The organism is Streptomyces sp. NPDC050549, assembly GCF_040655035.1.
In the GTDB taxonomy this organism is placed as follows: Bacteria; Actinomycetota; Actinomycetes; order Streptomycetales; family Streptomycetaceae; genus Streptomyces.
The window spans coordinates 1-23,384 of the sequence record NZ_JBFAJD010000044.1 but is presented as its reverse complement, the minus strand read 5'-3'; the positions used below and the strand labels follow the sequence as shown (position 1 = coordinate 23,384).

Genomic DNA, 23,384 nt, shown 5'->3' with positions numbered 1-23,384 from the left:
GCGTCCGCGCGGCGCGAGCCCTTGGCAAGCACTCCGGCGCGCGGCACGTTGCTCATGAGCCGTCGGGCTCTTTGGACTCACGACACCTGACGGAGACGTACGCCACGGCCACGGAGGAGCGCACCGACATGACAGCGAAGATCCTCATCGTCACCGGCGACGCAGCGGAGTCGCTGGAGGTCCTCTACCCCTACCAGCGTCTGCGCGAGGAGGGCTACGACGTCCACATCGCGGCCCCCGAGCGCAAGCAGCTCCGCTTCGTCGTCCATGACTTCGAACCCGGCTTCGACACCTACACCGAGAAGCCCGGCTACACCTGGCCCGCCGATCTCGCCTTCTCCGAGGTCGATCCCGGCCAGTACGCCGCCCTCGTCATCCCCGGCGGCCGGGCCCCCGAGTACCTCCGCAACGATCCCGAACTCCGCAAGATCCTCAAGTCCTTCTTCGACACGGACAAGCCCGTGGCCCAGATCTGCCACGGCCCCCTGCTCACCGCCGCGATCGACGGCCTGCGCGGCCGGCGCGTCACGGCCTATCCCGCCCTCGAACTCGACATGCAGTCCGCCGGCGCGACCTTCCAGGACGCCGAGACGGTCGTCGACGGCACGCTGGTCTCCGCCCGCGCGTGGCCGGACCACTCCAGCTGGATGCGGGAGTTCCTCACGGTGCTGCGGGCGAAGGCACCGGTGACGTGATCCGCGGGGCGCGGTGCCCCCTGGGGCGCGGCGTCTCCTGAGGCACGGTGACCCTTGAGGCGCCGGGCCTGTTGGAGCGCCGGGTCTCTTGAGACGCCGTGCCCCGTCACCCCCGCACCACGGGTCGCCGTTACGCCGCCAGGCGCTCCGCCTCCGAGACGGCCTCCGCCAGCGAGTCCACCACGGGCACGCCGACCACTTCGAGGCTGGCCCGGCTGTGCGAACCGCCGGTGTACAGCACGGCCCGCGCCCCTACGTGCAGGGCGGCCACGGCGTCGTCGGCCGCGTCGCCTATCACCACCGTGCGCGCGGGGTCCACGTCGGTCAGTGCTTCGAGGTGCCGCACCATGTGCTCCGCCTTGCTGCCGCCGGAGGGTCCGGTGCGCCCGTCGACCCGTATGAAGTGCGGCTCTATCCCGAACTCCCGCACCAGCGGGACGAGTTCGTCATGGACGTACATGCTGAGGATCGACTGGCTGCGCCCCGTCGTCCGCCAGCCGGCGAGCAGGTCCGCCGCGCCCTCGGTCAGCCCGCAGACGACCCGGTGCTCGGTGTAGTACCGGTGGAAGGTGTCGTCCATGACCTCCCACTCGGCGTCGGTGGGCAGCCGCCCCAGCAGCCGCTCGTAGAACTTCGGCACCGGCACGCAGTACAGCGTCCGGTACTCCTCCATGGTGATCGCCCTGAGCCCCAGCTCGGCGAACGCCGCGTTCGTCGCCCCGATGATCGCGTCATTGTCGTGGAACAGCGTGCCGTTCCAGTCCCAGACGATGTGCGCGTTTGCTTGCATCCCCATGCCAAAAACGTACCCGCCGCCACTGACAATCAAGACAACCGCAGGTCAACGGCCATTTCCGGTCGGCTGACCGCCGCCGGACGGGCTCAGTCGGCCAGCCCGACGAGGTTCGGGATCTCCTGCGTCGCGTACCAGAGCAGCTCGTGGTCCTCGGCCCCGTCCACGACGAACTGCGCGTCGTCGTCCCCGCGGTCCGCCGCCGTGAGCGCGTCGGCGGCGGCACTCACGTCGTTCTCCGCGTCGCCCAGATCCACGTGTACGGCCGCCGCCTTGGCCAGCGTCACGGTTCCGCTCACCCGCACTTCGCCGAGCGCCGCCGGGTCGAGTCCGCGGTCGGGGTCGGCGTGCGCCGCGCCGTCGGGTACGTCGACGGCGACCACGACCCGCCGCCGCGGCGCTTCGGCGTCGGCCGCCAGCAGCCGCAGCGAGGCCAGCGCGGCCCGGTTCAGCGCCGCGTACTCCAACTCCTCGATGTCGTCGGAGAGATACCACTCGCGCAGCGCGGGTGTGACGGCGTACGCGACGAAGGGTCCCGTCCCCAGCTCACCCGTCTTGTACGCCTCGGCGAGACCGGGGAGGGTCAGGGGGACGTAGACGCGCATGGCTGGCCGCTTTCGTAGTCGGAGAGTGCCTCGCGAAGGACGGTGCCATACCTCCGTGAGGGCCTCCAGGATACGTGCGCGCGTCCCCCATCGAGTCCCCACCCGCACCACTGGAGGCGTCCACCCCACGCCGGAAATTCACCCGGGGCACCCCCGCGCCGATGGGCCCGGAGGTCCATCAATCACTCGGATAAGTGAACAGTCCGGCCCCTCCGACCCGCCCCTCCCTGTCCTTGCCACCCCCGTCCACGGCCCCGTACAAGATCCCCAACCAGCAAGTTACTTCCCGGTACATCCCGGGCCGATCACAGGGGACCCCCATGCACAAGGTCATGACCAGGACCGCCCAGCACACCCCGACCCGCCCCCCGACCCGCCGCGACCCACGCCGCCCGGGTGCGGCTTCGCCGCGCGGACAGGGCGGTGGTGCGTCCCGTACGACGACCGGCGAGGCCCCACCGATCGTGTCGGCCGCCGTCGGGGACTCGCTGCTCACGACGCCCGGGACCGGAGCGGCCGACAACGCAACCCCGGCGGCCCGCGCGACCTCTCCCGCCGCGATGCCAGGCCGGGGCGCGACCCGCACGGCCCCCGGGGACGGCCGCCCACCGACCGCCCCGGGCCGCAGCCAGCGTCCGCCGACGGCGACCCCAACCGACCGGGGTGCGGCACGCACGTCGCCCACAGCCGCGTCCGGCCGGGGTGCGGCTCCTGCGACGCCCGCGGTCGCGTCCGGCCGGGGCCCGGTCCCTACGGCTCTCGCACCGGCGCCAGGTCGCAGCACAGCCCCTGCCGCGCCAACTCCCGCCCCGGGCCGGCCCACGCCCCGCACCGTGCCCGCCCAGGCCGCGCCCGGCCGCGTTCCGCAGCCCCGCCCCACCGACCTCTTCGCCGACCGTCTCCTCGCCGTACTGAGCGGCCAGCGACCCGTCCACTGGATGCTCCGGCACACCGCCGGCCGCGCCTACGACGAACTGATCCGGCTCGCCGAACACGGCCCCCTGCGTGCCACCCGGGGCACCCGCCCGGTGGTCCGCGACATCGGCTACTACGTTGCCGGCCCCGGCGCCGTGGAGGCCTTCGCCCGGATCAGCGCCGGTGACCAGGTACGGGCCATGGCCTTCCGGCTGGAACGGGGCGTGGACCTCCGCTGGCGCTGCACTGCGGTGGAACTGGGCGGTCCGCGCGCTCCGCACTCCCCGGACGACGACTGACGAGGGCTCGCGCGGCCGACGGCGGTCGACGGGCGGGCGCGCTCGCCGCAGCCCGCGCACACGCGCACGCCGAAGGGCCGGGCACCTTCACGATGCCCGGCCCTTGAAGGTCCTTCGAGCCCTCCGCGGTCATTCACCAGGGAGCGGCCCCGACCACCACTCGGTCCCGCACCCGGAGACGCTCGTCACCGAGTTCGCGGAGCGACCGTCACTTCTTGCGACGGCTGCCCCGGCGCCCCTGCTTGCGGCGCTCCGCGCGCGTGAGGCCGTCCGCCTCGGAGCGCACCGGCTCGTCGTCGCTGGTGAAGTCGCCCTCGACGATGCCGCCCTCGCCGTCCACGCTGGGCGCGGAGAAGTGCAGCCGGTCCGGCCGCTGCGGGGCGTCGAGCCCCTTGGCGCGGATCTCGGGACGGGCGCCCGCCTGCGCGGGCACCGTGTCCTCCTTGTCGAGCGACGGCTTGTCGTCCTCCACGGGGACTTCCTCGACCTGCTGCTCGACCTGGACCTCCAGGTTGAACAGATAGCCGACGGACTCCTCCTTGATGCCGTCCATCATGGCGGTGAACATGTCGAAGCCCTCGCGCTGGTACTCGACCAGGGGGTCCTTCTGGGCCATCGCGCGCAGGCCGATGCCCTCCTGGAGGTAGTCCATCTCGTAGAGGTGCTCGCGCCACTTGCGGTCCAGGACCGACAGCACGACCCGGCGCTCCAGCTCACGCATGATTTCGGAGCCGAGCTGCTCCTCACGGCCCGAGTACTGCTCGTGGATGTCGTCCTTGATGGACTCGGAGATGAACTCGGCGGTCAGACCGGCCCGGTCCCCGGCCGCCTCCTCCAGCTCCTCCACGGTGACCTTCACCGGGTAGAGCTGCTTGAACGCGCCCCACAGCCGGTCGAGGTCCCAGTCCTCCGGGAAGCCCTCGGTGGTCTCCGCGGTGATGTACGCGTCGATCGTGTCGTCCATGAAGTGCACGACCTGGTCCTGCAGGTCCTCGCCCTCCAGAACGCGGCGGCGCTCGCCGTAGATGACCTCGCGCTGCCGGTTGAGGACCTCGTCGTACTTGAGGACGTTCTTGCGGGTCTCGAAGTTCTGCTGCTCGACCTGCGACTGGGCGGACGCGATCGCGCGCGTGACCATCTTGTTCTCGATCGGCACGTCGTCCGGGACGTTCGCCATGGACATCACGCGCTCGACCATCTGGGCCTTGAACAGGCGCATCAGGTCGTCGCCGAGGGAGAGGTAGAAGCGGGACTCGCCCGGGTCGCCCTGACGGCCGGAACGACCGCGCAGCTGGTTGTCGATACGACGCGACTCGTGCCGCTCGGTGCCGAGGACGTAGAGGCCTCCGAGGTCCTTGACCTCTTCGAACTCGTCCTTGACCGCCTGCTCGGCGTTCTCCAGGGCGGCGGGCAGGGCCTGCGCCCACTCCTCGATGTGCTCCTCGGGGTCGAGGCCGCGCTGCCGCAGCTCCGCCTCGGCGAGGTCGTCGGGGTTGCCGCCGAGCTTGATGTCCGTACCGCGGCCGGCCATGTTGGTGGCGACCGTCACGGCGCCCCTGCGGCCGGCCTGGGCGATGATCGGCGCCTCACGGTCGTGCTGCTTGGCGTTCAGCACCTCGTGCTGAATGCCTCGCTTGGCGAGCTGCTGCGAGAGGTACTCGGACTTCTCGACCGACGTCGTACCGACGAGGATCGGCTGCCCCTTCTCGTGCTTCTCGGCGATGTCGTCGACGACCGCCTCGAACTTCGCGACCTCGGTGCGGTAGATCAGGTCGGACTGGTCCTTGCGGACCATCGGCCGGTTGGTCGGGATCGGGACGACGCCGAGCTTGTAGATCTGGTGGAACTCGGCGGCCTCGGTCATCGCCGTACCGGTCATGCCGGAGAGCTTGCCGTAGAGGCGGAAGAAGTTCTGGAGCGTGATCGTGGCGAGCGTCTGGTTCTCGTCCTTGATGTCCACCCCTTCCTTCGCCTCGATCGCCTGGTGCATGCCCTCGTTGTAGCGGCGGCCGGCGAGGATACGGCCGGTGTGCTCGTCGACGATCATGACCTCGCCGTCGATGACGACGTAGTCCTTGTCCTTCTTGAAGAGCTCCTTGGCCTTGATGGCGTTGTTCAGGTAGCCCACCAGCGGGGTGTTGACCGACTCGTAGAGGTTGTCGATGCCCAGCCAGTCCTCGACCTTGGAGACGCCGCCCTCGTGGATCGCGACCGTGCGCTTCTTCTCGTCGACGTCGTAGTCGCCGGTCTCCTCCAGGCCCTTGAGCGGGTTGCCTGCCTCGCCCTTCTTCAGGCGGGTGACCAGCTTGGCGAAGTCGCCGTACCACTTGGTGGCCTGGTCGGCCGGGCCGGAGATGATCAGCGGCGTACGGGCCTCGTCGATGAGGATCGAGTCGACCTCGTCGACGATCGCGAAGTTGTGGCCGCGCTGCACCAGTTCGTCCTTCGACCACGCCATGTTGTCGCGCAGGTAGTCGAAGCCGAACTCGTTGTTCGTGCCGTAGGTGATGTCGCACGCGTACTGCTCGCGGCGCTGGGCCGGGGTCATGTTGGCGAGGATGCAGCCGACCTCGAGGCCCAGGAACTTGTGGACGCGCCCCATCATCTCGGAGTCGCGCTCGGCCAGGTAGTCGTTGACCGTGATGAGGTGGACGCCGTCCCCGGAGAGGGCGTTCAGATACGCGGGCAGGGTGCCGACCAGGGTCTTGCCCTCGCCGGTCTTCATCTCGGCGACATAGCCGAGGTGCAGCGCGGCGCCACCCATCATCTGCACGTCGTAGTGACGCTGGCCGAGGACGCGCTTGGCGGCCTCGCGCACGGTGGCAAACGCCTCGGGCAGCAGGTCGTCCAGGGTCTCACCATCGGCGTAGCGCTGCTTGTACTCCTCGGTGAGGGCCTTCAGCTCGGCGTCGGAGAGGTCGACGAAGTCCTCTTCGATGGAGTTGACCTGGTCCGCGATGCGGTGCAGCTTGCGCAGGATCTTGCCTTCGCCTGCACGCATGATCTTCGAGAGGACGGACACGGGGGTTGGTCTCCTTGCCGGTCGGGCCTGGGACGGTCGGTTTCCAATGACATGGCTGAGCAACGGCCATCGTATGCGAGGACCCCGCCACGCCGGGAGCCTGCTGGGGACGCCGACCGTCCACTACTTCAAAAACGCTTCAAAGGGGACAACGGCCGGGAGTCGCCGATGGTGCCGCGCCGTTCCGAGGAATTGCGCGAAATGTGATCACTCGCTCACGCAGCGCAAAATCATGGCGTCCTTGTGCGCCCCCGAGCAGAATCGGCCGATGGAACCCGTCACGCTCACGACCGACCGTCTCCTCCTGCGCAGCGTCGGCCCGCAGGACACAGATGTCGTGTACTCCGCGGCCCAGGACCCCGAGATCCAGCGCTGGACGACGATCCCTTCGCCCTATCTCCCGGAGCACGCCCGGAGTTTCACCGAGCAGCTGGTCCCCGAGGGGTGGGCGAACTGTTCGATGTTCACCTTCGGTGTCTTTCTCCCCGAAGGCGAGTTGGTGGGCATGCTCGCCATCACGATGCGTTCCCTGGGCGTCGGCGAGGTCGGCTTCTGGGCAACGAAGCAGTACCGGGGCAACGGCTACATCACCGAGGCGACCGTCGCCGTCTCCCGCTGGGCGTTCACCCGGCTGTCGATCGACCGCGTGGAATGGCGCGCGGAGGTCGGCAACAAGGGCTCCCGCGCGGTCGCCGAGCACGCCGGTTTCACCGTCGAGGGCACGCTCCGCTCCGCGATCAACAACAAGGGCGTACGGCGGGACTGCTGGGTCGCCTCCCTCCTCCCGTCGGACCTGGGCCTGCCCTCGACCGCGCCGTACCTGCCCGTGCAGCCGTAGAGCGGTAGATCCGCAGGCCGGCACGGGCTGTCAGTGGCACCCTCTATCGTGCGGAGACATGACGAGTGCCCCGCGCCCCACGACCGACCTGTCGGCAGCCGACGCCCGCCGCATCGCCCTGCGCGCACAGGGTTTCCTCGGCGCCCCCGACCGCCGCGCGGGCGTGCGCGGCGTGCTCCGCCATCTCGGCGCGGTCCAGCTCGACACCATCTCGGTCCTCGCCCGCTCCCACGAACTCATCCCGTACGCCCGCCTCGGCGCCGTCCCCCGCAGGACGGTCGAGGACTCGTACTGGACCCAGACCCACGCCTTCGAGTACTGGTCCCACGCGGCCTGCATCCTCCCCGTCGAGGAGTGGCCCCACTTCGCCTTCCGCCGCCGCGCCTACCGCGGCCGGCCGCATTGGAACCACGACCTCCCGGACGGCACCTACGACCAGGTCATCAAGCAGCTCCGCGCCGAAGGCCCCCTCACCTCGACCGAGTTGGGCGGCGCCAAGCGCACCAGCGAGTGGTGGGACTGGTCCGGCGCCAAGGTCGCCGTGGAGCGCGCGCTGATGTACGGCGAGGTGGTGTGCGTGGAGCGTCGCGGCTGGAAGCGGGTGTACGACCTCGCCGAGCGCGCGATCCCGGATCGGCTGCTGCACGACGAGCTGGATGACACGGAGTGCCTTCGCCGTCTGGTCGGCCTGGCGGGCCAGTCACTGGGCGTCGGCACGCGCGCGGACATCGCCGACTACCACCGTCTCAAGGGCGAGCAGGTCGACGCGGTGATCGCCGACTCGGGTCTGGTACCGGTCACGGTGGAGGGCTGGGGCAAGCCGGCCTGGGCCGACCCGGCGGCCCTGGAGACCGCCCCGCGCGGTCGGCATCGCACCACGCTCCTGTCCCCCTTCGACTCCCTGATCTGGGAGCGGGCACGTACGGAGCGGATCTTCGGCTTCACCCACCGCCTGGAGGCCTACGTCCCCAAACCGAAGCGGATCCACGGCTACTTCGCGATGCCGGTCCTCGCCGGCGGCCAGTTGGTCGGCCGTGTCGATCCGGCTCGGGAGGGCCGCACCCTGGTGGCCAAGCAGGTCACCCTGGACGGCGCGAAGGCCGTCCCGTCCGTGGCGCAGGCCCTGGTCGAGGCCGCGAGCTGGGTGGACTGCACGGAGGTACGCGTGGAGCGGGTCGACGCCCCCGAACTGCGCGCGCCCCTCGCCGGAGAGCTCCTGCGCCTGCTGGCGTGAGAGGGGTCACCGGATTTCGAGGATCTTCTCCCGCATCGCGTAGACGACGGCCTCCATCCTGGAGTGCAGCTGCAGCTTCTCCAGGATGTTGCGCACATGGTTCTTCACGGTGTTCTCGGAGATGAACAACTGCTTGGCGATATCGCGGTTGTTCATACCGGTGGCGACGAGTTTGAGAACCTCCAGCTCACGGTCGGTGAGCCGCGGCGCGGGCACCAGTCGGCGCTCGTCGGTGCGCTGGATCATCGACTTGAACTCGGTGAGCAGCTTCGACGCCATGGAGGGGCTGATCTGCGACTGCCCGTCGGCCACGGCGCGAATGGCGGTGGCCACCTCGTCGGTCGAGATCTCCTTGAGGAGATATCCCGTCGCGCCCGCCTTGATCGCGTCGTAGAGATCGGCCTCTTCGTCGCTGATCGTCAACATGATGATCTTCGCGCTGGGTGCCACCTCCTTGATGGAGGTGCACGCCTCGATCCCGCCCCGCTTCGGCATCCGTACGTCCATCAGCACGATGTCCGGCAGCAGGTCCGCGGCCTTGTCCACCGCCTCGGCGCCGTCGCCCGCCTCGCCGACGACCTGGATGTCCTCCTCGGCCGCCAGCACGATCTCCAGGCCTCGGCGGAAGAGGGCGTGGTCGTCCACGACAAGGACTCTGATCGGCTCCTTGCGTGTCGAGCCCGCTTCCGGGCCCATGGCGACGACGCCATCGGCATCCTCGACATGCATCGGTCCGAAGCTGTCCGCCATCGTTCCTCCCCCTGAAGGCTGTGGCCTGTGGTCCTGCGCCATCGCCAACCCAAGGCAGCGGCCCACCGGTTGGGCCCTGTGCGGCCATGATTCCATGCCCGGACGACAGTGCGGTCACGGAGCGGGGCGCGAAGTGGTCGCACACCGGTGCCCCTGGGGGCGCACACGCGCTCCAGGGGCACCGGCTCAGCTGTCGCCGGGTGGTTCAGCCGCCCAACGTGCCGCCCGCCGCGGGCGGTTGCGCCTGGGTGACCATCGGGTCCGTGCTGAGGTGGATGACGCCGTAGTCGTAGGCGTGCCGTCGGTAGACGACGCTCGGCTCCTTGGTCTCGGAGTCGACGAACAGGTAGAAGTCGTGGCCGACCAGTTCCATCTCGTAGAGGGCCTGGTCGAGAGACATCGGAGAGGCGACGTGGGTCTTCTCGCGGACGATGAGAGGGCCTTCGCCCTTCACTTCCAGCGAGCCGATCTTCTTGGTGGGCACGCCGTCCGGCTGCTCGTCGGGGACGGCGTGGCCGTTGCCGTTGAGCGTCGCCGCGCCCGGGACGTGGTCCGGGACCTCGGCAGCCGTTAGCCGACGGGCACCGCGGCGCGTGTGACGCTTGTCGTGCTGCTTGCGCAGCCGGGCATCCAGCTTCTCCGCCGCGAGGTCGAGCGCGGCGTACGGATCGTTGGCCGATGCCTCCGCCCGGATCACCGGACCGCGGGAGCGGAGTGTGATCTCCACTCGGTCGCAACGGTCGGCCTGTCGGGGGTTGGGCTCCTTGGACACCTCGACGTCGAGGCTGATCACCTTGCCGTCGAGCTTCTGGATCTTCTCCAGCTTCAGCTTCTCGGCCACGTGCTTGCGGAACCGCTCGGGCACCTCGGTCTTGCGGCCCTTGACGACGATGTCCACGCAGAACTCCGTTCCCGGATCACTCCGCTTCGCTGCGGAGCGTCTCCCTTTTGCACCAGGCTCCGGTCACCCCGGAACCTCGGACTCGGTGACTTCCACCTCCTCCTCCCCCATGGGCAAGATCTCCACCCCATGGCCACGGGTGATTGCAGAAAACCCGCAGCACGGCATTCGGATAGGAGAGGTGCGGCCTGCGCCTTTCTCTCACAACCGAACATATCTCGCCCGGACGGATGTCGTCACCCTCTACCGCGGCGTACCTCCGTTCAGGTGAATTGGTCCTGTCATTACCTGCAACGACGCGAGTTTGCAGTCAGTTCCGGTTTATTTCGAAGGAATCTGGCGACGCAGCGATCACGGCTGCGCAGATCAGGTCACCGGGGCCGTTCACACCCACGATTCCCGGTGCACTGAGTGCCATGTGACTCCCCTTCTCCTTTGATGCCTGCATCTGTTCCCCTCTGCCTTCCCGGGACACACCCGCGTACACAGCCGTAGTTGCTCCAACTGCTCCTCCTGGTCCATCGCGGGTGATCCCCTCACGCACGGCACGCGCCGCCTCCCACAACGAGGCCCCCGTCGTCATCAGGTCGTCGACGAGCACGACCGGACCGCCCACCAGCAACCGGGCACCACCCGCGACCAACTCCAGGGCACCGGCCAGATTGTCCAGCCGCTGCCGGGAGTTGAGCCCCGACTGGTCGGCCACCCACCGCCGCTGCCGCAGTACGGCCACCACCCGGGCCGACGTCCCGCTCCGCCGCAACTCCCCCGCCGCCGCGAGGGCGATCCGCCGCGCCGGATCATGCCCACGCGCCCGCACCACCCCACGCGCGGAGGGCACGGGAACAAGCAACACCGGCGCCTCGACAGCGCTCCGGAGCGGCGGGCCGCCCACGCCCGGCCCGGGTCTCCCCGCAGGTGCCCGCCGTGCGCCCACGGGTGCCTGCCGCGCCCCCGCCGGCCCCTCAGCCCAGTCGTCCCACTCGCGCTCGTCGCCCTCCTCTCCCAGTTCACCGAATCCGGGCGCCCAGTCCCCGTCCCGCCCCGCCGAACCTCCACCCCACCCCGCCGGACTCCCGCACTGCCCCGCCAACCCCCCGTCCTGCCCCGTCACAGCCCCATGGCCCCGCACACGGCACTCCCGGAGCCCCGCCCGCACAGCGCCCGCGAGAGCGGCGCCCAGCGGCCCCGCGAGGGCCAGTGAGCCTCGTTCCTTGTGGGCGAGGAGCATCGCGCGCACCTCGTCCGCGTAAGGAGCCGCCGCATACGTCGCCGGCAACCCGGACGGCTCGGGCACCGGTCGCACCCGGCTCGGTACGGCCCCGCTCAGGGCGGCACGGCACTTCGGACAGAGCACCGTGCGAGGCGTCCCGCAGCCTCCGCACTCGGCCGGCAGCACCAGATCCGTGAGGTCCCGCCACCACCCCCGCATGGCCACCACTGTGCCAACGCCCTCGCCGACCGGCCACCCCTGTGGACAACCGGTGGACGCCTGCCTGTGGACAACCCCGCGCAACCGCCGACAGCCGCCCCCCACACGAGTGCCGCCCCACCCCGGAACATACGAACGGCCGCCTCCTGCCGAGCCTCAGCCCGACCGAAGACGGCCGTTCCCCACTTCCTCACCCCAGATCAACCGGCAAGCACCGCAACCCAGTTGGGCCAGTGATCACCCTCACCCCGGGTAAACCGGCGCCGACCCCGTCTTGACCACCTTCTGCCACTGCGCCCCCGTGGGCAGCCGCACGATCCCGTCCTCCGAGTAGGCCACCAGCGGCAGCTTGTCGTCATCGGACGCGGCGATCTCCTTCACGCCGGTCAGGGCGGTGGGCGCCGGGCCCTCGGGTGTGGAGCCGTCGACCTGGACGTACCGCATCTGCTGCACGCCGCCCTTCGCGCGTCCGACCACCACGAGCCGACTGTCCCCGGCCCACGACATGGCCGTGATCTCCTCCAGGTCCGGGGTCGCGGAACGCAGTTCGAGGACCGAGACCACCGGCTGCTCCCCGGTCGCCCCGCTCCGCTGGATCCGCCCGATCAGCAGGGACCGCTTGCCGTTCTTCTCCACGACGAGCGCGATCCGCACCCCGTCGGCCGCCACCCGAACCGACTCGATCCGGCCGTCCAGCCCCACCGTGTCGACGGCGATCGGCTGGCCGGCGCCGTTCTGCAGCACGAGCAGCCGGGGGTTCTTCGGATCCCGGTCGGCCACCCAGAGGTCGCCCTGGACATCCCAGCTGGGAGCTGTCAGCCGGTCGGCCACCGTCTTGCCCTGGCTGGTCAGCACGGGGTCCCCGAGCGACGCTCCCGACACCATCGACCCGACGTAGAGCGACCTCCCGTCGAGACTGACCCCGGCCCCGCTCTCCTCGTCGCGCGACACCGCCACCGACCCCAGCGGCTTGGTGCCCTCGCCCAGCGCACCCGGCACCGCCTCGGTGTGCGTGCCCCTGCTGCCGCCGGGTATGCGCACCAGGCGGTGCTTGTCGTCCAGGAAGTACAGGTACACCGGGCGGCTCACGGGGCCGCGTGCCACGAGGGACTCCGCGCTGCCCTCGGAGTACAGGCACAGTTGCGCGCCGTTGGCGGCCTGCAGCTCGACCTTGTCCACCGTGGGGGTCATGGTCTGCAGCGTGTAGAGAATCTGGGTCGCCATCTCGTTGCACCGGGTCAGCCCCACTCGCGAGGCCTTCTGGTTCAACGGGACGGTCAGCTTGTTCTGGTCGTCGGGGGTCAGCGAGGTGACCCCCTTGCGCAGGGCCGTCCCGGTGGGGAAGCTCGACCTGACCACGGGCCCGAGCCAGCTGGTGGGCCCGTCGAGGAGCGAACGCACCATCTGCGTCATGGGGTCCACCCGCCGCCGTACGAACACGGGGTCCGCCACGGCGATCGGCTGCGAGGGTGTCCCGACCGTCGTGTTCGACGCGAAGTAGTACTTGTTGACCGACATGTAGTTGCGCTGGAAGTCCGAGCTGCCCATGACGACGCCCTGGGGCAGCCCGTCGATGCGCCACTGTCCGCTCTTCGCGTCCTTCGCCAGGTGCACCCGCTGGCTGTACTGCCCGTCCGCCGGCGAGTACGCCTGCTGCGAGTCCACCGTGGCGACCCGGTCACCGGTCAGTGCGTACGTGAAGGCGTCGCTGTCCTCCCGGCCGCCGGGAGGACGGACGACCTCCGTGCTCGGCCCGTCGGCGAGCACCGTGGTTGACGCCTCCGGCTGCCAGTTCCGCGCCGCCTTGGCGGTCAGGTACAGGCGTGCCGTCTTGTAGTTCGGATCGTCGCTGGTCAGCGCCTCCAGGAAGCCCTGCACTATTTCCGCCTGCGTCGCGTCCTCCTGGGGAGGCATCGCAAAAACCCGCACCTGGGTGTCCTGCCGCGGCGTCGACTCGACACCCCGGAGGTCCCCGCTGTCCGGCATCGAGGCACATCCCGCCAGCACTACGACGCCACACGCGACGTACGCCGCCGCGCGTGCCGGCTTTCGCCGGGCGCCCCCCTCGCGGTCAGCGCCCACGAGATGCCTCCCCCTGCTTGTTCGATTCCTCCGGCACGGCGCCCGGGTCCGTACCGCGCGTGGTGTCACTGCGAGGCGCGTCCGCGGTCCGGTCCTCCTGGCGCCGTGTGCCGCCGGTCGGCCGGGGCACCACGCGCGCGCCGTTGCCGGGCAGCGCCGTCGGGTCGGCTGTCGCGGTCGTGGCGGTCAGCCTCGGGGCGATCGGGGTCCGCGCGGGTATCGACGGCCCCTGATCACCCATCGGCTGCATCGGGACCGTCGCGCGCTTGTCGCCGCCCCCGCTCGGCAGACCGGCGTCATTAAGTCCACGATTACGGCGTGAGTCCTTGGGCTCCAGGGGTATCGGCGAGCCCCGCAGCGGTTCGTCCGCGGTCCGCGGCAGTGTCAGCCGGAACTGCGAACCGCCGCCCGGCTCACCCCACGCCTGCAGCCAGCCGCCGTGCAGCCGCGCGTCCTCCAGGGCGATGGACAGCCCCAGACCCGTCCCACCGGTGGTACGCGCGCGTGCCGGGTCCGCCCGCCAGAAGCGGCTGAATACCCGGGTCGCCTCGCCGGGCTTGAGCCCCACCCCGTAGTCGCGCACCGCGATGGCGACCGCCCCGCCCGCGGTGGCGAGCTTGACTATGACGTCCTTGCCCTCGCCGTGCTCCACGGCGTTGACGACGAGATTGCGCAGCACCCGCTCCACCCGCCGGGCATCGGCCTCGGCGACCACGGGCTGCTGGTCGCCGACCACGCGTATCTGTGTGCCCTTGCGCTCGGCGAGCGGCTCGGCCCCGCTGATGACCCGCCGTACGACCTCCCTGAGGTCTATCGGCTCGGCTTCCAGGGCCGCCGCTCCCGCGTCGAAGCGGCTGATCTCCAGCAGGTCGGCGAGCAGCGTCTCGAACCGGTCCAGCTGGTCGGCCAGGAGTTCGGCCGACCGCGCGGTCATCGGATCGAAGTCCACGCGCGCGTCATGGATGACATCGGCCGCCATGCGTACGGTCGTCAGCGGCGTCCGCAGCTCGTGTGAGACGTCGGAGACGAACCGGCGCTGCATCCGCGACAGGTCCTCCAGCTGCTGGATCTTCAGCTGGAGGTTCTGCGCCATCTTGTTGAAGGCCTCGCCGAGCCGGGCGATGTCGTCCTCACCGGTGACCTTCATCCGCTCCTGGAGACGCCCGGCGGACAGCCGCTCGGCGATTCCGGCGGCCATCCGCACCGGCGTGACGACCTGCCGCACCACGAGCCAGGCGATGGCCCCGAGGAGTACGACGACGAAGAGCCCGGCCGTCGCCAGTGTCCCCTTGACCAGACTGAGCGACTTCTCCTCCTGGGTGAGCGGGAAGAGGTAGTACAGCTGGTACGGGTTGTTGTTCGGGTCGTTGACCTGCTTGCCTACGACCAGCGCCGGCTGGGACTCCTTGCCGTTGCTGTAGATGATCCGGGTGTAGCTCTGGGCCGCCGACGTGTTGTCGTTGACGCGGGCGCGCAGGTCCTCGGGCACGCTGGCGGACGGGTCGACGTACCCGGAACCGCGCGGGCTGCGACCGCCGCCGCTGTCCGTGCCGGCCGGGAGCGTCACCACGTCGAAGGCTCCCTGACCGCCGCTGGACAACGACGACACGAGGTCGCTCATCCAGGAGATGACGTTCTGGGTGGAGTTCCCGTCGGTCGCGGATCCGTCGTCGGCGGTCCCGCTGGCCGCCTCGTCGGCCCGCTGCTTGGCCACGGCGAAGCCACCCGTGGCCTGGCTCTGCGAGGCCTTCACCTTGGCGTCCAGCAGGCCGTTGCGCACCTGGCCGATGACGACGAAGCCGAGCAGCAGGACGACGCCCAGCGACATCAGCAGGGTGGTGACGACGACCTTGAGCTGGATGTTGCGCCGCCACAGCCGCATGACTGGCAGCAGCGGCCGGCGCACCCAGCGCATGAACAGGCGGAGGACCGGGCTGCCCTGGACTCCGCCCTGCAGCAGGCCGCCCTCCAACAGGCGTGCCCAGCGGGAGCCCGCCGCCGTCCGGCCGACAGGCCGCTCCGCGCGGGCCCCGGTCCCCCCGGGTGCCGAAGCGGCACTGTCCCTGGACATGTCAGCTCGGTCCCGCCTTGTAACCGACGCCACGGACGGTCACCACGATCTCCGGCCGCTCCGGGTCCTTCTCGACCTTGGAACGCAGCCGCTGGACATGGACGTTGACCAGACGGGTGTCCGCCGCGTGCCGGTAGCCCCAGACCTGCTCCAGGAGCACCTCACGCGTGAACACCTGCCACGGTTTACGAGCCAGCGCGACCAGCAGGTCGAACTCCAGCGGGGTCAGCGCGATCGACTGCCCGTCCCGCTTCACGGAGTGACCGGCCACGTCGATGACCAGATCGCCTATGGCGAGCTGCTCGGGCGCCGGCTCCTCGGACCTCCGCAGCCGCGCCCGGATCCGGGCGACCAGCTCCTTCGGCTTGAACGGCTTCACGATGTAGTCGTCGGCGCCCGACTCCAGGCCCACCACGACATCGACGGTGTCGCTCTTCGCCGTGAGCATCACGATCGGTACCCCGGACTCCGCCCTGATCAGGCGGCACACCTCGATGCCGTCCCGTCCGGGCAGCATCAGGTCCAGGAGCACCAAGTCGGGCTTGCTCTCACGGAAAGCGGCCAGCGCCTTGTCGCCGTCGGCTACGAAAGACGGCTCAAAACCTTCACCACGCAACACAATGCCGAGCATCTCGGCCAGTGCGGTGTCGTCATCGACGACAAGGACTCGTCCCTTCATAAACGACATCATCCCATTAACTAAATCGTTACCTGTCGTGACCTGTCACACAGCTCTGCCAGCGCCTCCGCCGTCACTGGCGAAACAGCGCCTTCTTCGGTGACGATCGCCGTCACCAGCTCGGGAGGCGTCACGTCGAACGCCGGGTTGTACGCCTGGGTCCCCAGGGGTGCCACCGGAATCCCGCCTCCCGCTCCCGACACCGCCACTTGAGGTGACGTGATCTCCGTCACTTCGAACCCGGGGCGTTGCTCCACCTCGATGGACGCCCCGTCCGGCGTGTCCGGATCCACCGTCGTCACCGGCGCCACCACGATGAACGGCACATGGTGGTAGCGGGCGAGCACGGCGAGCGGATAGCTCCCCACCTTGTTCGCCACCGAACCGTCGGCGGCGATCCGGTCCGCCCCGATCAGCACCGCATCCACCTCCCCGGCCGCGAACAAGGAGCCCGCCGCGTTGTCCGTGAGCAAGGTGTACGCCATTCCGTTGCGTGCCGCCTCATAAGCCGTCAGGCGAGCACCTTGCAGCAACGGACGCGTTTCGTCCACCCAGAGCCGCCGTAGCCGCCCGTCCCGGTGCGCCGCGAGCGCCACCGCGAAGGCCGTGCCCTCACCGCCCGACACCAGCGCTCCGGTGTTGCAGTGCGTCAGAATCCGGTGCCCACCACCGGGCAACAGCTCATCAAGCAGGGCCAGCCCGTGTGCGGCCATCCGTGCGCTGGCCTCGGCGTCCTCCCGGTGCAACCGCCGCGCCGCCGCCAGCGCGGCCGCGGCCGCCTGCTCGGGATCACCCCCCTTGGCCACCGCGTCACGGTGCGCCGCCTGCGCCCTGCGCACGCCGACGGAGAGGTTCACCGCGGTCGGCCGGGCGCCCGCCAGCGCCACCGCGGCCTCGTCCACGTCGAAGCCCCGCGCGGCGGCGAGCGCGACGCCGTACGCCCCCGCGATGCCGAGCAGCGGCGCTCCGCGCACCACCAGCGAGCGGATCGCGTCCACCAGCGCGGAGGCGTCCGTGCACACCAGCTCGACCTCCTCGGCCGGCAGCCTTGTCTGGTCGAGCAGGACCAGCACAGGGCCCTCGGGGGGTTCGTCCCAGCGAATCGCGGGTATCTCGGTCGGCCGGCCGTCCTCGCCGGATTGCGCGTACTGATCAGCCATGCGGTCAGTCTGCCCCGTATCCGGCGGACAATTGAAGGTGTGCAGCCCATACCGCGGCCGGTCACCGGTCGACCGCCCCATGGCACGATGGCTGCCAACCTGCCGCCGCGCCCGCGGACGGGCACCGTGAAGGAGCGACGATGAACGACACTCCGGGCTGGGCCTCGCCCGGATCCGCCCCGCCCGACGGGCCCGAGCCCGGCGCCTCCGGTCCCACCGAGCCGACCGACGGCTCCGACCCCGCGCAGCCCGCGGACCAGCCCGGCACAGACCCGTCGGGCACCGGCCCGCAGTGGTCCAAGGAGCAGCCGCCACCCGTCCAGTGGTCCGCGCCCACCGGCGCCCCTGGCCAGGGGCAGGCACCGCCCCCACCGCCCGGTCCGGGCTGGGGCGGAGGCCATCCCGGCGGCCCGGCGGGCCCCGGGGGGCCTGGGGGATACGGCGGGCCCGGCGGTTACGGCGCTCCCGGCTGGGGAGCCGGTTGGGGTGGTCCCCCGCCCGCGGCCAAGCCCGGTGTGATCCCGCTCCGCCCGCTGGGCGTCGGCGAGATCCTCGACGGCGCCGTCTCCACCATGCGCACCTACTGGCGCACGGTCCTGGGCATCTCGCTCACCGTCGCGGTCGTCATGCAGACCATCGTCGTCCTCGTCCAGGGCTTCGCCTTCAGCGACCTCAGCAGCACCAGCGCCCTCGACGACCCGAACGCCAGCGCCTCCGAAGTCACCCGGGCGATGAGCGAGGCCTTCCTCAGCACCGGCGTCGTCTACCTGGTCGCCCTCATCGGCACGGTGATCGCCACCGCCCTGCTCACGGCCGTCACCAGCCGCGCCGTCCTCGGCAAGCCGGTCACCGCCACGGAAGCCTGGCGTGACGCCCGCCCCCAGGTGCTCAAGCTGTTCGGCCTGATCTGCCTGCTGATCCTCATGGCCATCGTCCTGATCGGCGTCCCCACCGTGCCCGGCATCATCGTGGCCGTCACGGGATCCCAGGACGGCGGCATCGCACTCGCCGTCATCGGTGGCCTCATCGGCTGCTTCGTCACCCTCTGGCTGGCGATCCGCTTCTCCCTGGCCTCGCCCGCACTGATGCTGGAGAAGCAGGGCATCGTGAAGTCGCTGAGCCGCTCCGCGAAACTGGTGCGCGGCTCCTGGTGGCGGATCTTCGGCATCCAGCTGCTCGCGCAGATCATCGCCAGCATCTTGTCCTCCATCCTCGTGATCCCGTTCGCCTTCATCGCCGGGGTGCTGAGCGGCGACGGCCTCAGCGGTCTCGTCAACGGCACCGGCGACGTCGGCTGGACGTTCCTCATCATCAGCGGCCTCGGCGCGGTGATCGGCCGCATGATCTCGTTCCCGATCACTGCGGGCGTCACCGTGCTCCTGTACATCGACCAGCGCATCCGCCGCGAGGCCCTCGACCTCGATCTTGCCCGTGCCGCCGGTGTCCAGGACTACGGCACCGCCGCCGGCCCCACCCCGGGGAGCTGATGCGGTGAGCCTGGCGGGGGGAGTTCTCACAGCGGTGCCCGCGGCGCTGCCGCACACCGTCGAATCGGCCACAAGGGCACTGCTGCGCGCCCACGGCACAGTCGTACGGGCGTCGGCCCTTTCGGGAGACGAGCCGCCGGTGACGATTCCGCGCGACCCCGCGCGGGAGGCTGCCCGGCGTGAACTGTCCAAGCAGATGTACCACGAGAACGACCCCAGCCTGGTGCAACGAGCCCTCGACGCCATCTCGCGCTGGGTCGACAAACTGTTCAGCAGGGCGTCGGAGGCGACACCCGGCGGAACGCTCGGCCTGATCGTCGTCATCCTGGTCGTCCTCGTGGTCGTGGCCGCCCTGTGGTGGCGCCTAGGCACCCCCCACCGCGAACCCGCCTCCGCCGCCGCCCTGTTCGACGACCGCCCCCGAAGCGCCGCCGAGCACCGCTCGGCCGCCGAGGCACACGCCGCCCAGGGACACTGGAACCCGGCCGTGCAGGAACGCATGCGTGCCATCGTCCGCTCCCTGGAGGAACGCGCCCTGCTCGATGTCCGCCCCGGCCGCACCGCCGACGAGGCGGTCGCGGAAGCCGGTCGCGCACTCCCGTCGCACATGGTCGAACTGCGCGCCGCCGCCGCGCACTTCGACGACGTGACGTACGGCGGACGCGGCGCGAGCGAGCAGTCGTACCGCCGCATCGCCGAACTCGACCGCGACCTTGAGCGGACCAGGCCCGTTCTCACGAGCAACGCCCACAACACGGCCCACCACACCAGCCAGGGGGCCGCCGAATGACCACGGAGGCCACGCTTCCCACCACCTCGGCCTCGCCCACCGTCCGCCAGGTGTGGACCCGCGCGCGTGGCATCGTCCTCGCGCTCGTGCTCCTCATGGCAGCCGCCGTCGCGATCGCCGCGATCCGCTCCGACGCCCGGCACGGCGACCTCGACCCGCGCTCCGCCGACCCCTACGGCAGCCGCGCCGTCGCCGAACTGCTCGGCGACCGGGGCGTGTCCACGCGCGTGGTCTCGACCCTGGCCCAGGCCCGCGCGGCGGCCGGCCCGGACACCACCTTGCTCGTCGCCGTCCCGGACCTGCTGACCAAGCGTCAACAGGCCGGTCTGCACGTGGCCTTCGCGAACTCCGGCAGCCGTACGGTCCTCGTCGCTCCAGGCGCTGCGTCCTTGAACCGGCTCGCCCCCAAGGTCACCGTGGACTCCGGGCCCAGCTTCGACTCGCCGCTCTCCCCCGACTGCTCGATGCCCGCCGCCCAGCGCGCGGGCGACGCGGAAACCGGTGACTACCGGTACACGACCACGGCCACCGACGCCGACGAGTGCTACCCCAGCGACGGCCGACCGACCCTGCTCCGGATCCCGGACGCCTCCGGGGGCGGCGACACCGTCGTCATCGGCGCGCCCGACATCCTCTTCAACAAGCGTCTCGACAAGCAGGGCAACGCCTCGCTCGCCCTCCAACTCCTCGGCTCGCGCCCCCATCTGGTCTGGTACCTCCCCTCGCTGTCCGACACCTCGGCCACCGACTCCGGCAGCCAGAGCTTCTTCGACCTGCTCCCTTCGGGCTGGCTCTGGGGCACCCTGCAGCTGTTCATCGCCGCAGCCCTGACCGCCCTGTGGCGGGCACGCCGACTCGGCCCCCTGGTACCCGAAAGACTCCCCGTGGCGATCCGTGCCTCCGAAACCGTCGAAGGCCGCGCCCGCCTCTACCGCAAAGCCAACGCCCGCGACCGCGCGGCCACCGCTCTGCGCTCCACCACCAGCACTCGCCTCGCCCCCCTCGTCGGCGTCCCCGTCTCCCAGGCGCACGCGCCCGAGGCCCTGCTCCCCGCGCTCTCCGCCCACCTCCACGGCGACGGACAGACACTGCACGCCCTCCTCTTCGGCCCGCCGCCCAGCGACGACGAGGCCCTCATCGCACTCGCCGACCAACTCGACGCCCTCGAAAGAGAGGTACGCCGTCCATGATGGACCCGACCACTGACAACGCCGGGACCACGGGGAATCCGGACACCGCCCGGGCCTCCCTCGAATCCCTGCGAGCCGAGATCGCCAAAGCCGTGGTCGGCCAGGACCCCGCCGTGACCGGCCTCGTCGTCGCCCTCCTCTGCCGCGGACACGTTCTACTTGAAGGAGTCCCCGGAGTCGCCAAAACGTTGCTCGTCCGCGCCCTCGCATCCGCGCTCGAACTCGACACCAAGCGCATCCAGTTCACCCCGGACCTGATGCCGAGCGACGTCACCGGTTCCCTGGTCTACGACACCCGCTCCGCTGAGTTCCGCTTCCAGCCCGGCCCGGTCTTCACCAACCTCCTCCTCGCGGACGAGATCAACCGCACCCCTCCGAAGACCCAGTCGTCCCTCCTCGAAGCGATGGAAGAACGCCAGGTCACGGTCGACGGCACCGCGCGCCCACTCCCCGACCCGTTCCTGGTCGCCGCGACGCAGAACCCCGTCGAGTACGAGGGCACGTACCCCCTCCCCGAGGCCCAACTCGACCGCTTCCTGCTCAAACTGACGATCCCTCTCCCTTCCCGCCAGGACGAGATCGACGTCCTCACCCGCCACGCCGAGGGCTTCAACCCCCGCGACCTGCACGCCGCCGGCCTGCGCCCCGTAGCGAACGCGGCCGACCTCGAAGCAGCCCGCGCGGCCGTCGCCAAGACGACGATCTCCCCCGAAATCACCGCCTACGTAGTCGACATCTGCCGCGCCACCCGCGAATCGCCGTCCCTCGCCCTCGGCGTGTCCCCGCGCGGCGCCACCGCCCTCCTCGCCACCTCGCGCGCGTGGGCCTGGCTCACGGGCCGCGACTACGTCATCCCCGACGACGTGAAGGCCCTGGCACTCCCCACCCTCCGCCACCGCGTACAGCTGCGCCCCGAGGCCGAGATGGAGGGCGTGACGGCGGACTCCGTCATCAACGCGATCCTCGCCCACGTCCCGGTCCCCCGCTGATGGCCCTCACCGGCCGCGCCGCCCTCCTCGCAGCCCTGGGCTCCCTCCCCGTAGGCATCTGGGAACCCAGCTGGACAGGCATCCTGGCCGTCAACGCCCCCCTGGCGGTGGCCTGCGCCTGCGACTTCGCCCTGGCCGCCCCCGTACGCCGTCTGAGCCTTAACCGGTCGGGCGACACCTCCGTACGCCTGGGCGAATCCGCCGACGTCACCCTGACCGTCACCAACCCGTCCCGCCGCCTGCTCCGAGCCCGCATCCGCGACGCCTGGCCCCCCAGCAGCTGGCTCCCCGGCACGGAATTCGCCGCTTCCCGCCACCGCCTGACGGTCCCGCCCGGCGAACGCCGCCGCCTCACCACCCGCCTACGCCCCACCCGCCGAGGCGACCGCCAGGCGGACCGGGTGACCATCCGTTCCTGCGGCCCTCTCGGCCTCCTCACCCGCCAGGGCACGCACGTGGCCCCCTGGGCAGTACGCGTCCTGCCCCCGTTCACCAGCCGCAAGCACCTCCCGTCGAAGCTAGCCCGCCTGCGCGAACTCGACGGCCGCACCAGTGTGCTGACCCGCGGCGAAGGAACGGAGTTCGACAGCCTGCGCGAATACGTCCCCGGCGACGACACCCGCTCCATCGACTGGCGCGCCACGGCCCGCCAGACCACGGTCGCGGTACGCACGTGGCGCCCCGAACGCGACCGTCACATCCTCCTGGTCCTCGACACCGGCCGCACCTCAGCCGGCCGCGTCGGTGACGCCCCCCGCCTCGACGCCTCCATGGATGCCGCCCTACTCCTGGCAGCCCTGGCATCCCGCGCCGGCGACCGCGTGGACCTCCTCGCCTACGACCGCCGGGTCCGCGCCCTCGTCCAGGGCCGCACAGCACGCGACGTGCTCCCTTCGCTGGTCAACGCAATGGCGACCCTCGAACCGGAACTCGTCGAAACAGACGCCCGCGGTCTGGCCGCCACCGCGATCCGCACGGCACCCCGCCGCTCCCTGATCGTCCTGCTGACAAGCCTCGACGCGGCCCCCGTCGAAGAGGGCCTGCTTCCCGTGCTCGCCCAACTCACCCAGCGCCATACGGTTCTGGTGGCGTCCGTGGCGGACCCGCACATCGCGCGCATGGCTACGGCACGTGGAACCACGGAGGCGGTCTACGAGGCGGCAGCAGCGGCACGCGCCCAGACCGAACGCGACCGCACTGCGGAAAAACTCCGCCGACATGGCGTCACCATCGTCGACGCGACACCGGACGACCTCGCACCGGCACTGGCGGACGCGTATCTGGCTCTCAAGGCTGCGGGACGTCTGTAATCCAGCGCTCTGCTGCTTTTCAAGCAGAGCGCTTTTCAGGACCCTTTAAACGCAGAAAACCCCTGTACCGAATAAACGGTACAGGGGTTTTCGCAATATTTGTTCGGCGGCGTCCTACTCTCCCACAGGGTCCCCCCTGCAG

At 70.5% G+C, this 23,384-nt stretch carries 19 protein-coding genes; 9 read left to right on the top strand and 10 right to left on the bottom strand.

All coding sequences use genetic code 11. The features are described 5' to 3' along the window. Nucleotides 1–128 precede the first annotated feature (128 nt). Entirely contained in the window at nt 129–695 is a 567-nt protein-coding gene (locus AB0I51_RS40415; protein WP_362983381.1) for a DJ-1/PfpI family protein, read from the top strand. Between the two features lie 130 nt (nt 696–825). On the opposite strand, the gene AB0I51_RS40410 is transcribed toward AB0I51_RS40415, so the two are convergent. Together AB0I51_RS40410 and AB0I51_RS40405 are read right to left on the bottom strand one after the other, a co-directional pair. Beyond that, nucleotides 826–1,491, bottom strand: coding sequence for an HAD hydrolase-like protein (locus AB0I51_RS40410; RefSeq protein ID WP_362983380.1), 666 nt, complete (start codon nt 1,489–1,491; stop codon nt 826–828). Nucleotides 1,492–1,577: 86 nt separating this feature from the next. Then, a complete protein-coding gene (locus AB0I51_RS40405) occupies nt 1,578–2,093 on the bottom strand; it encodes a hypothetical protein (protein WP_362983379.1) in 516 nt (171 codons plus the stop codon). A gap of 833 nt (nt 2,094–2,926) precedes the next feature. Between AB0I51_RS40405 and AB0I51_RS40400 the strand changes: the two genes are divergently transcribed. Next, entirely contained in the window at nt 2,927–3,307 is a 381-nt protein-coding gene (locus tag AB0I51_RS40400) for an Rv3235 family protein (RefSeq protein ID WP_362983378.1), read from the top strand. Nucleotides 3,308–3,515: 208 nt separating this feature from the next. Here AB0I51_RS40400 and secA read toward each other — a convergent pair whose 3' ends face one another. After that, on the bottom strand, nt 3,516–6,329 hold the full coding sequence (gene secA / locus AB0I51_RS40395; protein WP_362983377.1) for a preprotein translocase subunit SecA: 2,814 nt from the start codon (nt 6,327–6,329) through the stop codon (nt 3,516–3,518). 268 nt (nt 6,330–6,597) lie between these two features. On the opposite strand from secA, the gene AB0I51_RS40390 reads away from it, so the two are divergent. Continuing rightward, nucleotides 6,598–7,167, top strand: a complete 570-nt coding sequence (locus AB0I51_RS40390) for a GNAT family N-acetyltransferase (RefSeq protein ID WP_362983376.1) — start codon at nt 6,598–6,600, stop codon at nt 7,165–7,167. 58 nt (nt 7,168–7,225) lie between these two features. Beyond that, on the top strand, nt 7,226–8,401 hold the full coding sequence (locus tag AB0I51_RS40385) for a crosslink repair DNA glycosylase YcaQ family protein (RefSeq protein WP_362983375.1): 1,176 nt from the start codon (nt 7,226–7,228) through the stop codon (nt 8,399–8,401). A gap of 6 nt (nt 8,402–8,407) precedes the next feature. Here AB0I51_RS40385 and AB0I51_RS40380 read toward each other — a convergent pair whose 3' ends face one another. From AB0I51_RS40380 to mtnA, 7 genes are all read right to left on the bottom strand, one after another. Beyond that, nucleotides 8,408–9,151 (bottom strand): response regulator transcription factor, encoded by a 744-nt coding sequence (locus AB0I51_RS40380; protein ID WP_026178126.1) that lies wholly within the window; start codon nt 9,149–9,151, stop codon nt 8,408–8,410. Nucleotides 9,152–9,356: 205 nt separating this feature from the next. After that, nucleotides 9,357–10,049, bottom strand: a complete 693-nt coding sequence (gene raiA / locus AB0I51_RS40375; protein WP_362983374.1) for a ribosome-associated translation inhibitor RaiA — start codon at nt 10,047–10,049, stop codon at nt 9,357–9,359. Between the two features lie 313 nt (nt 10,050–10,362). Further along, nucleotides 10,363–11,484, bottom strand: a complete 1,122-nt coding sequence (locus tag AB0I51_RS40370; protein ID WP_362983373.1) for a ComF family protein — start codon at nt 11,482–11,484, stop codon at nt 10,363–10,365. Nucleotides 11,485–11,727: 243 nt separating this feature from the next. Continuing rightward, entirely contained in the window at nt 11,728–13,566 is a 1,839-nt protein-coding gene (locus AB0I51_RS40365; protein WP_362983372.1) for an LpqB family beta-propeller domain-containing protein, read from the bottom strand. Next, entirely contained in the window at nt 13,556–15,637 is a 2,082-nt protein-coding gene (mtrB, locus tag AB0I51_RS40360; RefSeq protein ID WP_362983371.1) for an MtrAB system histidine kinase MtrB, read from the bottom strand. Before mtrB ends, AB0I51_RS40365 begins: the two co-directional genes overlap by 11 nt. A gap of 1 nt (nt 15,638) precedes the next feature. Continuing rightward, nucleotides 15,639–16,328 carry a two-component system response regulator MtrA gene (mtrA, locus tag AB0I51_RS40355; protein WP_187284748.1) on the bottom strand — a complete coding sequence of 230 codons (690 nt, stop codon included), beginning with the start codon at nt 16,326–16,328 and terminating at the stop codon, nt 15,639–15,641. 8 nt (nt 16,329–16,336) lie between these two features. Further along, entirely contained in the window at nt 16,337–17,476 is a 1,140-nt protein-coding gene (gene mtnA / locus AB0I51_RS40350; RefSeq protein ID WP_362983370.1) for an S-methyl-5-thioribose-1-phosphate isomerase, read from the bottom strand. Nucleotides 17,477–17,616: 140 nt separating this feature from the next. On the opposite strand from mtnA, the gene AB0I51_RS40345 reads away from it, so the two are divergent. From AB0I51_RS40345 to AB0I51_RS40325, 5 genes are read left to right on the top strand one after another with little or no spacing between them, the layout of a single operon-like run. After that, nucleotides 17,617–18,963 carry a hypothetical protein gene (locus AB0I51_RS40345; protein WP_362983369.1) on the top strand — a complete coding sequence of 449 codons (1,347 nt, stop codon included), beginning with the start codon at nt 17,617–17,619 and terminating at the stop codon, nt 18,961–18,963. A gap of 4 nt (nt 18,964–18,967) precedes the next feature. Next, nucleotides 18,968–19,753, top strand: a complete 786-nt coding sequence (locus AB0I51_RS40340; protein ID WP_362983368.1) for a DUF4129 domain-containing protein — start codon at nt 18,968–18,970, stop codon at nt 19,751–19,753. Next, the gene (locus AB0I51_RS40335; protein WP_362983367.1) at nt 19,750–20,943 is read left to right on the top strand and encodes a DUF4350 domain-containing protein; all 1,194 of its coding nucleotides are present in this window, start codon (nt 19,750–19,752) and stop codon (nt 20,941–20,943) included. Before AB0I51_RS40340 ends, AB0I51_RS40335 begins: the two co-directional genes overlap by 4 nt. Beyond that, nucleotides 20,943–21,932: a MoxR family ATPase gene (locus AB0I51_RS40330; RefSeq protein WP_362983414.1), complete on the top strand. Its 990-nt coding sequence runs from the start codon at nt 20,943–20,945 to the stop codon at nt 21,930–21,932. Before AB0I51_RS40335 ends, AB0I51_RS40330 begins: the two co-directional genes overlap by 1 nt. Further along, nucleotides 21,932–23,242, top strand: coding sequence for a DUF58 domain-containing protein (locus AB0I51_RS40325; RefSeq protein WP_362983366.1), 1,311 nt, complete (start codon nt 21,932–21,934; stop codon nt 23,240–23,242). Before AB0I51_RS40330 ends, AB0I51_RS40325 begins: the two co-directional genes overlap by 1 nt. Nucleotides 23,243–23,384 lie beyond the last annotated feature (142 nt).

Excerpts from the sequence above, each read along its gene's own strand:
- AB0I51_RS40415 (WP_362983381.1), top strand. The coding sequence starts at position 129 with ATGACAGCGAAGATCCTCATCGTCACCGGCGACGCAGCGGAGTCGCTG.
- AB0I51_RS40410 (WP_362983380.1), bottom strand. The coding sequence starts at position 1,491 with ATGGGGATGCAAGCAAACGCGCACATCGTCTGGGACTGGAACGGCACG.
- AB0I51_RS40405 (WP_362983379.1), bottom strand. The coding sequence starts at position 2,093 with ATGCGCGTCTACGTCCCCCTGACCCTCCCCGGTCTCGCCGAGGCGTAC.
- AB0I51_RS40390 (WP_362983376.1), top strand. The coding sequence starts at position 6,598 with ATGGAACCCGTCACGCTCACGACCGACCGTCTCCTCCTGCGCAGCGTC.
- AB0I51_RS40385 (WP_362983375.1), top strand. The coding sequence starts at position 7,226 with ATGACGAGTGCCCCGCGCCCCACGACCGACCTGTCGGCAGCCGACGCC.
- AB0I51_RS40380 (WP_026178126.1), bottom strand. The coding sequence starts at position 9,151 with ATGGCGGACAGCTTCGGACCGATGCATGTCGAGGATGCCGATGGCGTC.
- AB0I51_RS40370 (WP_362983373.1), bottom strand. The coding sequence starts at position 11,484 with ATGCGGGGGTGGTGGCGGGACCTCACGGATCTGGTGCTGCCGGCCGAG.
- mtrB (WP_362983371.1), bottom strand. The coding sequence starts at position 15,637 with ATGTCCAGGGACAGTGCCGCTTCGGCACCCGGGGGGACCGGGGCCCGC.
- mtrA (WP_187284748.1), bottom strand. The coding sequence starts at position 16,328 with ATGATGTCGTTTATGAAGGGACGAGTCCTTGTCGTCGATGACGACACC.
- mtnA (WP_362983370.1), bottom strand. The coding sequence starts at position 17,476 with ATGGCTGATCAGTACGCGCAATCCGGCGAGGACGGCCGGCCGACCGAG.
- AB0I51_RS40345 (WP_362983369.1), top strand. The coding sequence starts at position 17,617 with ATGAACGACACTCCGGGCTGGGCCTCGCCCGGATCCGCCCCGCCCGAC.
- AB0I51_RS40335 (WP_362983367.1), top strand. The coding sequence starts at position 19,750 with ATGACCACGGAGGCCACGCTTCCCACCACCTCGGCCTCGCCCACCGTC.
- AB0I51_RS40330 (WP_362983414.1), top strand. The coding sequence starts at position 20,943 with ATGGACCCGACCACTGACAACGCCGGGACCACGGGGAATCCGGACACC.
- AB0I51_RS40325 (WP_362983366.1), top strand. The coding sequence starts at position 21,932 with ATGGCCCTCACCGGCCGCGCCGCCCTCCTCGCAGCCCTGGGCTCCCTC.